This window comes from Chlamydiifrater phoenicopteri (assembly GCF_902807005.1).
Taxonomy (GTDB): Bacteria; Chlamydiota; Chlamydiia; order Chlamydiales; family Chlamydiaceae; genus Chlamydiifrater; species Chlamydiifrater phoenicopteri.
The window spans coordinates 250,475-264,283 of record NZ_LR777658.1 but is presented as its reverse complement, the minus strand read 5'-3'; the positions used below and the strand labels follow the sequence as shown (position 1 = coordinate 264,283).

At 40.4% G+C, this 13,809-nt stretch carries 9 protein-coding genes and 2 tRNA genes; 6 read left to right on the top strand and 5 right to left on the bottom strand.

Annotated features, from left to right (window positions below):
* Nucleotides 1-31 precede the first annotated feature (31 nt).
* A complete protein-coding gene (locus tag KJA58_RS01140; RefSeq protein ID WP_213357640.1) occupies nucleotides 32-1,444 on the top strand; it encodes an anion permease in 1,413 nt (470 codons plus the stop codon).
* 8 nt (nucleotides 1,445-1,452) lie between these two features.
* Here the strand turns inward: KJA58_RS01140 and KJA58_RS01135 are convergent, their stop codons facing one another.
* Nucleotides 1,453-2,376, bottom strand: coding sequence for a hypothetical protein (locus KJA58_RS01135; protein WP_213357639.1), 924 nt, complete (start codon nucleotides 2,374-2,376; stop codon nucleotides 1,453-1,455).
* A gap of 146 nt (nucleotides 2,377-2,522) precedes the next feature.
* Here KJA58_RS01135 and KJA58_RS01130 point away from each other — a divergent pair, with 146 nt between their 5' ends.
* The 3 genes from KJA58_RS01130 (at nucleotide 2,523) to KJA58_RS01120 (ending at nucleotide 6,814) form a co-directional block, all read left to right on the top strand.
* Nucleotides 2,523-4,214, top strand: coding sequence for a diphosphate--fructose-6-phosphate 1-phosphotransferase (locus KJA58_RS01130; RefSeq protein ID WP_213357638.1), 1,692 nt, complete (start codon nucleotides 2,523-2,525; stop codon nucleotides 4,212-4,214).
* An 80-nt stretch (nucleotides 4,215-4,294) separates the two neighbouring features.
* Nucleotides 4,295-5,164: an alpha/beta hydrolase family protein gene (locus tag KJA58_RS01125; protein WP_213357637.1), complete on the top strand. Its 870-nt coding sequence runs from the start codon at nucleotides 4,295-4,297 to the stop codon at nucleotides 5,162-5,164.
* 18 nt (nucleotides 5,165-5,182) lie between these two features.
* Nucleotides 5,183-6,814: a diphosphate--fructose-6-phosphate 1-phosphotransferase gene (locus tag KJA58_RS01120; protein WP_213357636.1), complete on the top strand. Its 1,632-nt coding sequence runs from the start codon at nucleotides 5,183-5,185 to the stop codon at nucleotides 6,812-6,814.
* Between the two features lie 30 nt (nucleotides 6,815-6,844).
* Here KJA58_RS01120 and KJA58_RS01115 read toward each other — a convergent pair.
* From KJA58_RS01115 to leuS, 4 genes are all read right to left on the bottom strand, one after another.
* Nucleotides 6,845-6,918 (bottom strand) — tRNA-Met (locus KJA58_RS01115).
* Between the two features lie 14 nt (nucleotides 6,919-6,932).
* A tRNA-Met gene (locus KJA58_RS01110) sits at nucleotides 6,933-7,005 on the bottom strand.
* A 27-nt stretch (nucleotides 7,006-7,032) separates the two neighbouring features.
* A complete protein-coding gene (locus tag KJA58_RS01105; RefSeq protein ID WP_213357635.1) occupies nucleotides 7,033-8,349 on the bottom strand; it encodes a glycosyltransferase N-terminal domain-containing protein in 1,317 nt (438 codons plus the stop codon).
* On the bottom strand, nucleotides 8,346-10,817 hold the full coding sequence (gene leuS, locus KJA58_RS01100; RefSeq protein WP_213357634.1) for a leucine--tRNA ligase: 2,472 nt from the start codon (nucleotides 10,815-10,817) through the stop codon (nucleotides 8,346-8,348). The genes KJA58_RS01105 and leuS overlap by 4 nt, the downstream gene beginning before the upstream one ends.
* Before the next feature lie 334 nt (nucleotides 10,818-11,151).
* On the opposite strand from leuS, the gene KJA58_RS01095 reads away from it, so the two are divergent.
* Nucleotides 11,152-12,132, top strand: coding sequence for an alpha/beta hydrolase family protein (locus KJA58_RS01095; protein WP_213357633.1), 981 nt, complete (start codon nucleotides 11,152-11,154; stop codon nucleotides 12,130-12,132).
* Between the two features lie 149 nt (nucleotides 12,133-12,281).
* The gene (locus KJA58_RS01090) at nucleotides 12,282-13,796 is read left to right on the top strand and encodes an FAD-dependent monooxygenase (protein WP_213357632.1); all 1,515 of its coding nucleotides are present in this window, start codon (nucleotides 12,282-12,284) and stop codon (nucleotides 13,794-13,796) included.
* The last annotated feature ends 13 nt before the right edge of the window (nucleotides 13,797-13,809 follow it).

Below are 13,809 nucleotides of genomic sequence, written 5' to 3'. Positions count from 1 at the left end.
ATTCTTCCTTGAATTGTAACGAGTTTATGTAATGAACAAACAACGCAGAATTTTTTCTTTATTGTTTCTCACAGGATTATTTGTAGCCCTGTGGTTTTCTCCTAAACCCGCAGCTATAGAGCAAAATGCATGGCAACTCTTTGCTGTTTTTGCAACAACTATTACTGGGATCATTCTCCAACCCGTTCCCATGGGAGCTGTTGCCATTATCAGCATATCGCTACTTCTTCTAACAAAAACTCTTTCTGTTGAACAAGGTCTATCAGGATTTCATAATCAAGTAGCCTGGCTCGTCTTTTTATCTTTTTCTATCGCTAAAGGCATTATTAAAACCGGATTAGGCGAAAGAGTCGCTTATTTTTTTGTCAGTATATTAGGTAAAAGCCCTTTAGGTTTAGCCTATGGACTCACTATCACAGATTTTCTTCTTGCTCCAGCGATCCCTAGCGTCACAGCACGCTCCGGAGGAATCATATATCCTGTGGTTATGGGCCTTACTAATTCCTTTGGAAGTTCTGCAGAAAAAGGAACAGAAAATCTTATAGGCTCTTACTTAGTTAAAGTGGCTTACCAAAGTTCGGTAATCACCAGCGCCATGTTTTTGACCGCTATGGCAGGCAATCCTCTGCTAGCAGCATTGTCTCAAAACATAGGCATTTCTCTATCATGGTCACTATGGGCTAAAGCTGCTTTCCTTCCTGGAATACTGAGCCTAATTGTCATGCCTTTGGCTCTCCTAAAACTTTATCCCCCCACTATAACCTCTTGCGAAGAAGCTATACGAACAGCTCAACTACGACTTAAAGAAATGGGACCTCTACGCAAAGGCGAAAAAATTATCTTATCTATATTTTTCCTTCTAGTGACATTGTGGACTTTTGGAGACTTCCTAGGGATATCAGCTACAACGGCAGCGTTGATCGGTCTATCTCTGCTCATCATATTTAACATCCTTGACTGGCAGAAAGATGTCATAGGAAATACTACAGCCTGGGAGACTTTCATATGGTTCGGAGCACTGATCATGATGGCTTCATACTTGAATCAATTAGGATTTATTCCTATCCTAGGAGACTCTATAGCGAAAGCAACCTCTGGATTATCTTGGCAAATAGGTTTTCCTCTCCTTTTCATAGCATATTTCTACTCCCATTACCTCTTTGCTAGCAACACTGCTCACATCGGTGCTATGTATCCTGTCTTCTTGGCTGTAGCGGTGTCTATGGGAGTAGACCCCGTATTTTCCGTCCTAGCTTTTAGCTTTTCCAGCAACCTATTCGGCGGCTTAACTCACTATGGATCAGGACCTGCCCCACTATTTTATGGATCAGGTCTAGTTTCCATCAAAGAATGGTGGGTATCTGGATTTATCCTAAGCCTTGTGAATATTGCCATCTGGATAGGATTAGGAATGCTCTGGTGGCATGTCCTAGGAATAATATAAGATTCCTTCTACAAAAAGTTCGGTAGAAAAGTAATAACCACTTTTTTACCAAACTTTTTTCCTGTCATCACTGCATACAACTTTTTAAGAAGAGACACTAAAGGATTCTGTAGATTCTTTTTTGAAACTACTTCTAAAGCTCCTGAATATTCCATCATAAAATAAAAAATCTGATTTAAAAGCTGCTTAAGAACGAAAATCTCTTCTTTGCTCCACTTCGATGAAGCCGATTGATCTAGTAAATTCACACAACGTGTGTTACCTTCCTCTTCTCGAAAAGAGATCCACGCAGCATTTTCTTTCAGTCGTATAAAAAGAACATGTAGGGGTCTTTTGAAAATCGCAGTACTGATGCCTACGAGAATCTTGCCAAAGATCTCTCCATCCATCTTAGATACGATGTTCGAAGAAAATTCCTTCCAGCAACGTAGGTTTTCAACATAATAAGAGGCTGCTATCTGAAAGGATAGCGGACTGTTCCTTCCTAAAAAGTCAAAATAACTTAGCATCGTTGCTTCCTTGAGACTAGGAGCTATAAAGAAAGCCACGCTAACTATCTTTTCTTTAGGAAAAAACCTTTGCAAGATTTTTAAAATAAAAGAAACGTCTTTTCCTAAACGGAAAAACTGGAGCCTCGATAAATGGAAATAAAGCGGCCGTTTCTCCCGATCTAAGGAAAACTCGCAAAAACTTTCCCTTAAATTCGAGTGAAGATTAACACTCCCCCCCAAAACCAATACAGCCATTCCTGCGGCCGAAGACTGTAATGCAGAACCTATGCGACGAACTTTTTGAACAAATTGTTGCTTTTCTGTGCCTACAAGTTCTGAGCTCAGAAGCAAATTAACAGAAATCCTTTTGCCAACCTCTGTTAAAGCAACACAGTCTTCCAAAGAAGAAAGGAACGGCCCAAAAGAAAAGATGTGCTCCATTTTCCGCTACCTAATAATTCTCCTACACAACAAACAACGAATGTATCCGAACAAACCACTGTTTTCTGTAACAAAGCTCAGCAATTCTCATTGTAACGAAACAAAAAATTTGATTATTTTTGTGTAAAAAGCTTACAAGAGTGCTCATGTCCTACATAACTCCTGAAGAAAGTTTAGTCAGTTTCCTTCCAACACTCCCCAAGGAACTACGCAATCCAGAACTTCTAGTCACTACTCCCTTGCCGCCTTGTAAAAGATGCTCTACCGAAACTCATGAGCAAACAAATGACATAAAACAAAAAATTCTTCAATCTTTTCCATACATCTCCGGAGGAGATTATGTGAAAGTTATCAGACAAGATTCTAAGGAACCATCCTCGCCTCTGCGTGTGGGTATTATGCTTTCCGGAGGACCTGCTCCCGGAGGACATAATGTCCTTACAGGACTATTCGATGGCTTAAAAAAAATTCATCCAGATTCTGTTCTTCTAGGCTTCATAGAGGGCGGCCAGGGTATCATCGACCAGGAATACATAGTCATTTCATCAGAGTTTCTCCACTCCTACCGCAATTCTGGCGGATTCAATATCATCAGCACTGGCAGAAAGTCTATCGTAACAGAAGAAAACAAACAAAAATGCCTCCAAACCGCGAAAGATCTAAATCTTGATGGCTTAGTAATTGTTGGCGGAGATGGATCCAATACCGCTACCGCAATACTGGCCAACTACTTCGCTTCCAATGGAGCAAAGACTACAGTCGTGGGTGTGCCAAAAACTATTGACGGAGATCTTTATGGTAAATTCCTAGAACTGCCTTTCGGATTTGATTCTGCTACAAAGTTCTATTCTAACCTTATCGGAAATATTTCCAGAGATGCTCTTTCCTGTCAGGCCCATTATCACTTTATTAAACTAATGGGAAGATCTGCTTCCCATATCGCCTTAGAGTGTGCTCTTCAAACACACCCTAACATGGTACTGATAGGAGAAGAAATCGCTGCCAAGAATCTTTCTTTAAAAGCTATTGTTTCTGAAATCTGTACGGTAATAGCAGAAAGGGCTTCTATAGGGAAATATTATGGTATCATCTTAATTCCTGAAGGCATTATAGAATTTATTCCCGAGATAAAGCTTCTTGTAGAAGAAATCAATAGCCACCCGCATTCTACGAACATCGAAAAAAAACTCTCAGCTAAATCCCAAAGATTACTCCAAAGCTTCCCTAAAAAGGTTCAAGATCAGCTACTTCACGATAGAGACGCTCATGGCAATGTATATGTTTCTAAAATCAGCGTCGATTCATTTTTGATTTACTTAGTGGAAAAGGAATTACGGGAAAACTTCACTAATGTTCCTTTCAATGCAGTTTCTCATTTCTTAGGATATGAAGGTCGTTGCTGCCTACCCTCAGCATTCGATAATGATTATGGATATTCCTTAGGTATAGGAGCCTCTGTTCTAGTTAAAAATAAAAATAATGGCTACTTGTCTTGCATCGACAACCTTACACAGCCTCCTGAACAAAGAAATTTTCGCGGCGTTCCCATTTCTAGCATGCTCACCTTCCTGCAAAATGCTAGCGGAGAAACTATCCCTATGATCAAAAAGCATCTAGTAGATATTTCCTCTCCAGCTTTCCTAAAACTTCAACTCTACCGAAAAATATGGAGCTTAGAGGATTCTTACAGATTTCCCGGCCCTATACAAATACAATACCCTCCGGAAACATCTTCCGACACTTTTTGCCCCTTTACTTTGTTAATCAATAAATTAGATGATAGTTATGCTGTAAAAAAACTTACTGCGAATCATCGATGTATTGAAATTCCAGATTAAAAACCTCGACTAATTATTTGTTAAAAACTACATTACAGGCGAATTAAAAGACGTTTAGAAGTAGGCTGAAGATATAATTTATGAGTCTTTCTACAACAGAAGAGTATGTGACAACAAAGCATGAGACAAGAACCCCTGTTTCTATAAACTCTATCAAAAATACTACCCTATTAGGCGTACTACACAAGCCTTTACGCACACATAACCCTCCTCTCGTTATCATCTTTCATGGCCTAGCCTCTCATAAATGCGGTCGAAAACGCTACTTAGTTCACCTGAGCTCTAAACTTACAAAACAAGGGTGCGCTTGTTTGCGCGTAGACTTACCCGGATCCGGAGATAGCGAGGGCTCTCTACCAGACTTTTCCCTTCAAGATTTTCAAAATGCATGCAGGGATATTATGGCCTTTGCTCTGTCCCTAGAAAATATCAACTCCTCCCAAATAGCTGTCTATGGATCTTCTTTAGGAGGGTCTTTAATCATTTCTATAGCTAAGGAATATCCTTTTTTGAAAGGCATAGTCCTTTGGGCTTCTGTTATGAAAGGATCTGTATGGTTACAAGACTCTCTCCATTTGCCCATCTTTCAAAAACTTTCAACAAAGGGCTCTCCAAAGTCTTTTATTTATGAAGGATACCCACTCTCCACAGACTTTCAAAAAGAATTTCTTCTCTTCGATGCTCTTTCTGATGCTATCAATGTCTCTCCAACTATTCCTTTCTTATACTTACAGTCAGAGAACGACCCTTTAATCTCTTCTACACATGGAGATCTTTTTGTTAATTTTTTCACTAATAAAGGGAACAAGACAAAGCGCATAATATATCCCAATACAGAGCATCACTTTACTGAAAGCCCTTACTATGAAACGATTCTTTCAGATATAACGGACTGGCTGGAGTATAATTTAAGCTCTACTATAGAAAAATCTACCCCTCGAAACTCATAACCTACGTTTATTTTTATAATGGAATTACTCTCTCTAAATAAGAGCTACTTTGAATTACAAAGACTGCGCTATCGACCCGAAGCTCTAACTTTTCTTGATACCATTCGTTCTTTTCATATCCTTCCAACAATAAATCCTTCTCACATATCTCCTGAAACCACAGAACAACTGAAGAAAGTTTTGCCCTTCCTGAGCTCTATTCCTACCGTCACCTTGGTCAAAGGAGAAAACACGCCTTCAGAACCCCTACGAATCGGAGTCCTCCTTTCTGGGGGACAAGCCCCAGGAGGTCATAATGTAGTTATTGGTTTATTCGAGGCTCTTAAAGTTTTTAATAAAAAAACTAAAGTCTTCGGCTTTATTAAAGGACCTTTAGGCCTTATCCAAGGTATATACAAGGAACTAGATATCGCTACCATATACAATTACTATAACACCGGCGGCTTCGATATGCTCTCTTCTAGTAGAGAAAAAATTCATACCGAAAGCCAAAAATCTTCAATACTTAAAACAGTAAAAAAATTAAAACTCGACGGACTCTTGATTATTGGCGGAGATAATTCTAATACTGATACCGCCATGCTAGCTGAATACTTTCTTTCCCATAACTGCAAGACTGTCGTTATCGGTGTGCCAAAAACTATTGACGGAGATTTAAAAAACCGTTGGATAGAAACTTCTCTTGGCTTTCACACCTCATGCTCAACATACTCAGAAATGATTGGCAATTTGGCTAAGGATACGCTGTCCATAAGAAAATATCATCACTTTATCCGCTTAATGGGTCAAACAGCTTCTTATACCACTCTAGAATGCTCTCTGAGGACTCTTCCTAATATTTCTCTGATCAGTGAGTCTCTGGCAGAAAAAGGGTTAACGCTAAAAGAAATCAGCTTCAAAATAGCGGAAACGTTGTGGAAGCGTTCCTTAGAAAATAAAAATTATTCTATAATCCTTATTCCTGAAGGGCTTATTCAACATCTAAAAGACACAAAGAGCTTACTCACAGAAATAAACTCTCTCATAGCTCAAGGCCATATCTATCCTGAAGCCATCATTAACCATCTTTCCCATCCTTCCAAGAAAACTTTCTTTACCTTACCAGAGGATATCCGATCACAACTGCTGCTTGCTAGGGATTCTTACGGGAATGTCAGAGTCTCAAAAATTGCTATGGAAGAATTACTCTCTATTTTGGTCAGAGAAGAACTAAAAAACTTTCCTGATTCTGTTCCCTTCCAAGCCGTAACACACTTTTTCGGATACGAGTCTAGAGCTGGGTTCCCTTCAAATTTCGATGCTAACTATGCCGTCACTTTGGGTATCTTTTCTGCTCTCTTCCTTGTTAGGGGACATACTGGTTATATGGTTACAGTCAAAGGCCTAGCCAGAGAATACTCCAAATGGGAAGGAGGTGGAGTTCCTCTCTTCAGTATGATGCATATGGAAGAGCGGAGCAACGAAAACGTTGCCGTTATTAAAACAGACAGCGTGAGCACTTCCAGCGCCGCTTATCTTGAACTTTCAAAAACAGAAGACATCAGAACAACCAAAGACTGCTACGCATTTCCCGGTCCCTTACAATTCTTTGGAAGCGAAGAGCTGTGCGATCAAAGACCCTTGACTTTATTAGCAGACCAACAATGTTAAGAGAATCCTAGGAGAAAAGATAAAGCAGTATAGCGGTAGTCGGACTTGAACCAACGACACGCAGATTATGATTCTGCTGCTCTAACCACCTGAGCTATACCGCCTCAAATCGAAAAATTAGCGGGAGGAGGATTCGAACCTCCGACCTTTGGGTTATGAGCCCAACGAGATGACCTCTACTCTATCCCGCGATAAGGGGGAAATTTTATGTTAACGCTTCATTTTTTAGCAATAGGAATGTAATCTTTTACTTCTTTCCAAGTGTATTCCAGCGCCCGACACTCATTTTCAAGAAAATTCCTTCCAGCAGACACACATGCATCCGTTTCCTGAGGATCTGATAAAATATGCATCATATCAGAAACTAAACTCTTTGTGTTACCCAATAAAATACCGCATCCATAGGAAAGAATTTTTTTCCCAATCTCTGATTGAGAGAAAATGTAAGGACCAAAAATCAATGGAACTTCTCTAAACAACGGCTCTAAAAGATTATGCCCCCCAATCTTTGGATCAAAAGTTCCTCCCACAAAAGCATAATCCGCAGCAGCATAAAGGTCTGCCAGACAGCCTATCTTATCAAAAATAATAGCATCTTTAGAGACAAATGTATCTTGCCGACTCCATACACCATACAATAGCTTGTTGCGCCTTAACTCTTCTTCCAGCTCTCTACTTCTCTCTACGTGCCTAGGAGCAAAAAGAACCTTAAGATGCGGGTGCGAGAGCTTAAGCTCAGAAAAAGCCTTTATCCACAACAACTCTTCTACTCGATGCGTTGAGCCCAAAACTAAAAGCTTCTCTCTCTTGGCTAACCCTAGGCGCTCTCTCCAAAAGCCACGAAGAAAATCATTATCTTTTTCCGAAACAAAGGCTGTTTTAATATTACCCGTTATTCGGATCTTCTCTTCAGGCACGCCAGCACTAGTGAAACGCTCTTTTTGCACCTCATCCTGTAAACAAAATAAATCTACCGGAGAAAAGCAATTTCTCGCTAACCCCTTCAGTGCCCGAAACCTTCTTTTTGACGTCTCAGACATACGCCCATTGATAACCATCACCTTAGCTCCAACTTCTTCTTTAGCTGCGTGTAAAAAGTTGTACCAACAATCTCCTTCAGACAAGATGATCAAAGAAGGACGCAATAAATTAACAACAGGGCGGATTATCCATCCCAGATCCAGAGGCAAGATAAAAGCCGTCAACCCTAAAGGAGAAAATAGCCTCTCTGCCTCAGAAACTCCCGCCTCCGTACATGCTGTAATCACAGCTCTCGATTTGGGGTATTCCTTGAACATACGATGAACCAGAGGAAGCAGCAAACGAACCTCCCCTACCGAAGCCCCATGAAACCAGATCAAAGGGACGTCCGAGGAAGCCGAATTTATCTCTGGCATTTTAAATCCAAAACGAACTCCCAACCCCTTCTTGTACTTGCCATAGACAAGCATTTTATAAAAAATCTTTGGAAGAGCGATCAAGAAGGCTAGAATAAGCGCAACGTCATAGGCTAAGCGAAATAATCGTTTCTTCATACAGCGAAACTTACGAGTTTTCCTGGAACTACTATCTCTTTTTTTATTTTTCCGCCATCTAAATACTTAGAAACGGCTTCCTTTGCTTTGGACAGCACTTCCGCCTGAGATTCTTCAGAAGAAACTTCTATCCGCCCACGCACTTTCCCGTTAACTTGGACTACATAAATAATATTTTCCAAAACTAAATATTTTTCTTCATAGACAGGCCATCCTGCTCGATCTATCCCTGGTTGATTACCAAAAAGAACCCATAACTCCTCAGAAATATGGGGAGCTAAAGGTGCTAATAATTTAAAAACTACTTCTAAAGATTCTTTTGGATACGTGGGCAGTTTAGAAAAAGCATTTAGAAATTCCATAAAATCCGATGGGATCGTATTCAACGACAAGGTCTCTATGTCTTCCGAAACTTTTTTAATAAGTTTATGAACCAAAATATTTGCTTCAAAACTAGCCTGTTGATCACAAACCTTGTCAGAAGTCGATAGCTCGTACAACCGATTTAAAAATCTCCTACACCCCGCAATACTCTGTGTGCACCATAATTTATTCTTATCTAAAGGACCAGAAAACATTGCATACATCCTCAACGCGTCTGCCCCAAATTCTGCGATTATTTCTTGAGGATCTATCCCATTCAGCTTTGACTTCGACATCTTCTCTTGACGCACCAATAGTTCTTCTCCTGATTTAGAGAAGAATTTACCATCTTTTTCCTCAACATCTTCTGGAGATACATATCCTTTCCCAGGCACTCGGTAAGATGTCGATAAAACCAATCCTTGGTTTACTAACTTTTTAAAAGGTTCTGGCGTAGATACTAATCCACAGTCATAGAAAACTTGATGCCAAAATCTAGCGTACAACAAATGTAGTACAGCATGCTCTGCTCCGCCGACATACAAATCAACTGGCATCCAATAACGTTCCTTATCCTCTCCCCAAGGAGCATTGGTATTGACAGCGTCACAAAAACGCAAATAATACCAACAAGAACCCGCCCATTGAGGCATGGTATTCGTTTCTCTGGCAGCCTTTTTTCCTGTTTTAGGATCTCGAATATTCACCCACCCAGAAACTCTGGCCAAAGGTCCTTTTCCAAGGCCATCAGGCTTGTAATCCTTAACTTCTGGGGGAATAACAGGAAGCTCATCGTCATCCAAGACCCTATATGTGCCGTCTTCAAAGTGGAGTATGGGAAAAGGCTCTCCCCAATAACGCTGACGAGAAAAAAGCCAATCTCTCAACTTATAGGACACTTTTGCCTTCCCTATGCCCCTATCCTCGATATACCTCACGACATAGCTAGAAGCTTCCGAAATAGGAAGATTATTTAAACGAAACTCTTCAAAATCACTGTTTATACAACGCTGAGAATCCGAACAGATGACAGATTTAATATCTAAATTAAAAGCTTCTGCAAATTCCCTATCTCTTTCGTCATGACCAGGCACTCCCATAACAGCGCCAAATCCATAGCCAACTATTACATAATCAGCAATCCATATAGGGATAACTTGCTTCGTAATTGGGTGTATAGCAAAGCTACCACTGAATACTCCTGTTTTGATTTTTCCCTCAGAAAGCCTGTCTCTCTCACTCTTTCTAGAAGCTTCATACAAATACTCCTCTACTGAAGATTTTGTTTCCTCCGTGATCAAAGAGGGAACTAAAGGGTGCTCGGGAGACACAACTAAAAAGGTGACACCTACCAGGGTTTCTGGTCTTGTTGTAAATACGGTAAGCACTTCATCTTTGCCTTCGATACCAAATTGTACTTCAGCTCCTTCAGATCTACCTATCCAACCTTTTTGCAATTGTTTAACACTTTCTGGCCAATCAAGGCTATCAAGCCCTTCCAACAGCTTATCTGCATAGGCTGTTATCTTCAGCACCCACTGTTTAAGCATTCGTCTTTCTACGGGATATCCACCCTCTACAGAAAGTCCGTTTTCCACCTCTTCATTGGAAAGAACTGTTCCCAATTCTGGGCAATAGTTAACGGCCATGTCTGCCATGTATGCCAAACCTTTCTCGTGAAGCACAGAAAACAGCTTTTGTGTCCATTTGAAATACTCAGGATCACTCGTAGCAAATTCCCTGTCTTCATCATAGGAGAAGCCCATAGCACTAAGTTGTTTTTTAAAATTGGCTATATTTTTCTTTGTTATTTCTCCTGGATGGGTGCCTGTTCGAATAGCATATTGCTCCGCAGGCAAACCAAAACTGTCCCATCCCATGGGGTGCATTACAGAAAACCCCTTAGCTCTTTTATAACGAGCAACAATATCCGTGGCAGTGTAACCGATCAAATGCCCCACATGCAAGCCGGCTCCTGAAGGATAAGGAAACATGTCTAAAACGTAATATTTTTCCTTAGAAGAGTCTTCAAAAGCTTTAAAAGCTTTTGAATCTTTCCAAAAGGTTTGCCACTTAAGCTCTATCATTGAGGGATCATAATGCATGATAAACCGTATACCTTACCATTTAGTCATTAGGAAATTAGCAAAAAAATTCTACCTTGAAAGTTTAGAAAAAACAAGAGAGTAAACGTCTGCACTGCATCTAAAACTCATCTTCCTAAAAATTTTTCCTCATCTATAAATAAAAACAGTTCTTCATAAGATACTGTTAACTAGATAGAAACAAAAACATTTAACAAAAAATCATCCAAAAATAAAATCTTGCCACTAAATTTTTAATTTTACAAACACGCCTCTAAAAAACTTCACAAAAGCTTACGACAGTGGTATCATTCTCGCAAACCTCAAGCATTTAATAACTTAATTCAGGTCGACCATGATGTTTTCTAGCTGGCTCTCTCTACTAATCTCAGCTTTAATAGTAGTGCCTAGCTTCACGTTTGGAGAATCCCGCGCCAGCCTCCCAGGAGTACCTGCCGACCTTATCACAATAAATCCCCTTCCAGAAGAAGTCGCTCATTACGAAAAACGATACCCCTTCTCCTTAGAGAGCGGCCAAAAGACTTTGATAGGAGTGTATCACAAACCCCTAACAACACCACCGCCCGCGGGGTTCCCTGCGGTTATCTTGTTTCATGGTTTTCGTGGATCAAAAATTGGACACGGCAGCTCCTACATTCGTGTAGCCACAAGCTTATCTAAACGAGGTATTGCCGTGTTTAGGGTGGATCTTGCTGGCTGCGGAGACAGCGAGGGTCTTCCAGAAGCTGTCCCTCTGACGGAATACATGCAAAATTGTGAGGATATCGTAAATAAAATAGCCGAACATCCAGACATTGATATTAACCGAATGGGGCTTGCAGGCTTTTCTTACGGATGCCATCTAGCATTAGCAATCGCAAAAAAATACGACCAAAAGCTAATTAACGTAAAAGCTATCTCTATATGGGCTCCCATAGCAGATGGCACACTACTATTCAAAGAACTACTAGACAAAGTAAGAGTCGATAACCCAGGAAATAGTAACAACAATAACCTTGATCAATTAGTGTCCCTTTGCAAAGAGTTCGGGTTCCTCTCTTTTCCTCTTATTCTTATGGAGGGAGACATAGGCATTCTATGCTCTATCCATGATTATATCTTAATCAATCACCTGAAACCCTCGACCAAAATACTACATCTTCAAGGAGAGAAAGATCTAATTATATCCGATCAACAAAGGAGGATATTTATATATGGCTCTCCCAAGAATGTTTCTTTTGTTCATTTCCCCGAAACGGGACACGGCTTTGGCGGCTCTCCTCATGAAAAGGCCATTACTGAAACGATAGCCTCTCACTTTGAAGAATCCTTGTAAAATCTTTGTTCCTCTGTTGAATTTTAACTCGCTCCCAAATTCTAACTTCTAAAAAGTAGCTCCACATAATAAAAGAAGCTTGCTTCTTCATCCAAACTTACTCTATACTCCGTCCTATGAAACACTTCATAAGATGAGTTCCTTACGTCATGACTGAAGTATTGATCATCGGAGCTAACCCGACAGGTTTAATTCTAGCTTCCCACTTAGTTTCCAGAGGATTTTCGGTGAGAGTCATTGACCACCGCGAAGACTCGGAAGGTCCCATAGGTAGTTCTGAGGTTTCAGATATACCCGTTATCCTTTCTTGCTCCTCCCTGGAGCTCCTATCAGGAATGGATCTTCTTGAAAACTTTGCTCTGCATGGGCATAAACTATTGGGCGCCCAGTATAACTGGAACCAAAAAACCATTGCTTTCAAATTTAATTTGCCCTCCCAATCTGCCACCCCCTACTCTTTGTCAACAACCTATAAAACTTTAGAAAAATTTTTAATTGCTAAATTTATAAAACTCGGTGGTGTTATTGATTGGAACATGCGCCCCGTAACACTTGTCGATAACAATATTTTTATTGAAAAGATTTCTACCTCCAGCAACTTTGAAAATAGGGAAATTCTTTCCCCTAAATGGATACTAGCTTGCGAAGCCGACGACAATCGGAGTGTCAGAGAACTTGTAAAAGCCGGCGGAAAATTTCGAAAAACTACTCGGGAAAATTGTACTGTCCTTTGTAAAGAAAGTGACCATTTAAGCGATGATTATGTGCATGTCCTCCCTGCTAATGGGAGCTTCCTGAACTTCGCTTTCTATAACCCTCAATTAGAAAGTCGAGTTCTTTGGTTGTCCGGAATGTCTACCCCCCCGCCCAAGCTATGCAGGAAAATATTATTCACTAATAACTTAGTTGTCCAATCAGAAGGGTCCTCTACGAAAACAACCCATTTTTCTCTTCCAGAGCATCATCATAACATCCTGTTCGTAGGGAACTCATCTAATAATTTCTCCTTGTCATATCTCTGCGGCATCAACAGCAATATCCACGCCGCTTGCAACCTAGCCTGGAAGCTCCACCTGGTTCTTTGCAAAGAATCTCCCCAAACCCTGCTGACCTCAAAAGAAGTCAAGGAAAGCTGCATGTTCCCTGTTGTTGGCAAATACATGCAGAAGAAATCTCACAGAATCCCTTTTTACGGCTCCCTTTCTTCAACCGTTGTTTATTGGTTTTTAAAAAGTTACTCTAAAGTATCGTCAAGTAATAAAGACTACTATCAACCCCATCAAGCCCTTCGGTACACAAACAGCGCCATTATCAAGAACTCGAACAAAGAAAAAAATACTTCTGAGTTACGACCAGGAAGTAGGGCCATTGACGTAAAAATGCCTGACGGATCCTTTCTTCTAGACCCTATTAAAGGTTCCAAACACTTGTTAATCTTCTTTAAAGACAGACCCGAGCTAACAAAAGCCATTAAGGAAGAGTACGGCGATTGGATAGAAGTCTCCGTTGCTAAAGACCCTAAAGTCTTCTCCGCATACAATGCTTCAGCGGAAACATTGTTTGTTGTTCGCCCCGACCGCTACATAGGATACTGTACCCACTCTTTTAAACTTCAAGAGCTAATATCTTATCTTCTACGTATCTTCGTAAAGTCACCCGTTTAAAAAGCGGAAGGAG

Excerpts from the sequence above, each read along its gene's own strand:
- KJA58_RS01090 (WP_213357632.1), top strand. The coding sequence starts at position 12,282 with ATGACTGAAGTATTGATCATCGGAGCTAACCCGACAGGTTTAATTCTA.
- KJA58_RS01130 (WP_213357638.1), top strand. The coding sequence starts at position 2,523 with ATGTCCTACATAACTCCTGAAGAAAGTTTAGTCAGTTTCCTTCCAACA.
- KJA58_RS01105 (WP_213357635.1), bottom strand. The coding sequence starts at position 8,349 with ATGAAGAAACGATTATTTCGCTTAGCCTATGACGTTGCGCTTATTCTA.
- leuS (WP_213357634.1), bottom strand. The coding sequence starts at position 10,817 with ATGCATTATGATCCCTCAATGATAGAGCTTAAGTGGCAAACCTTTTGG.
- KJA58_RS01095 (WP_213357633.1), top strand. The coding sequence starts at position 11,152 with ATGATGTTTTCTAGCTGGCTCTCTCTACTAATCTCAGCTTTAATAGTA.
- KJA58_RS01140 (WP_213357640.1), top strand. The coding sequence starts at position 32 with ATGAACAAACAACGCAGAATTTTTTCTTTATTGTTTCTCACAGGATTA.
- KJA58_RS01120 (WP_213357636.1), top strand. The coding sequence starts at position 5,183 with ATGGAATTACTCTCTCTAAATAAGAGCTACTTTGAATTACAAAGACTG.
- KJA58_RS01125 (WP_213357637.1), top strand. The coding sequence starts at position 4,295 with ATGAGTCTTTCTACAACAGAAGAGTATGTGACAACAAAGCATGAGACA.
- KJA58_RS01135 (WP_213357639.1), bottom strand. The coding sequence starts at position 2,376 with ATGGAGCACATCTTTTCTTTTGGGCCGTTCCTTTCTTCTTTGGAAGAC.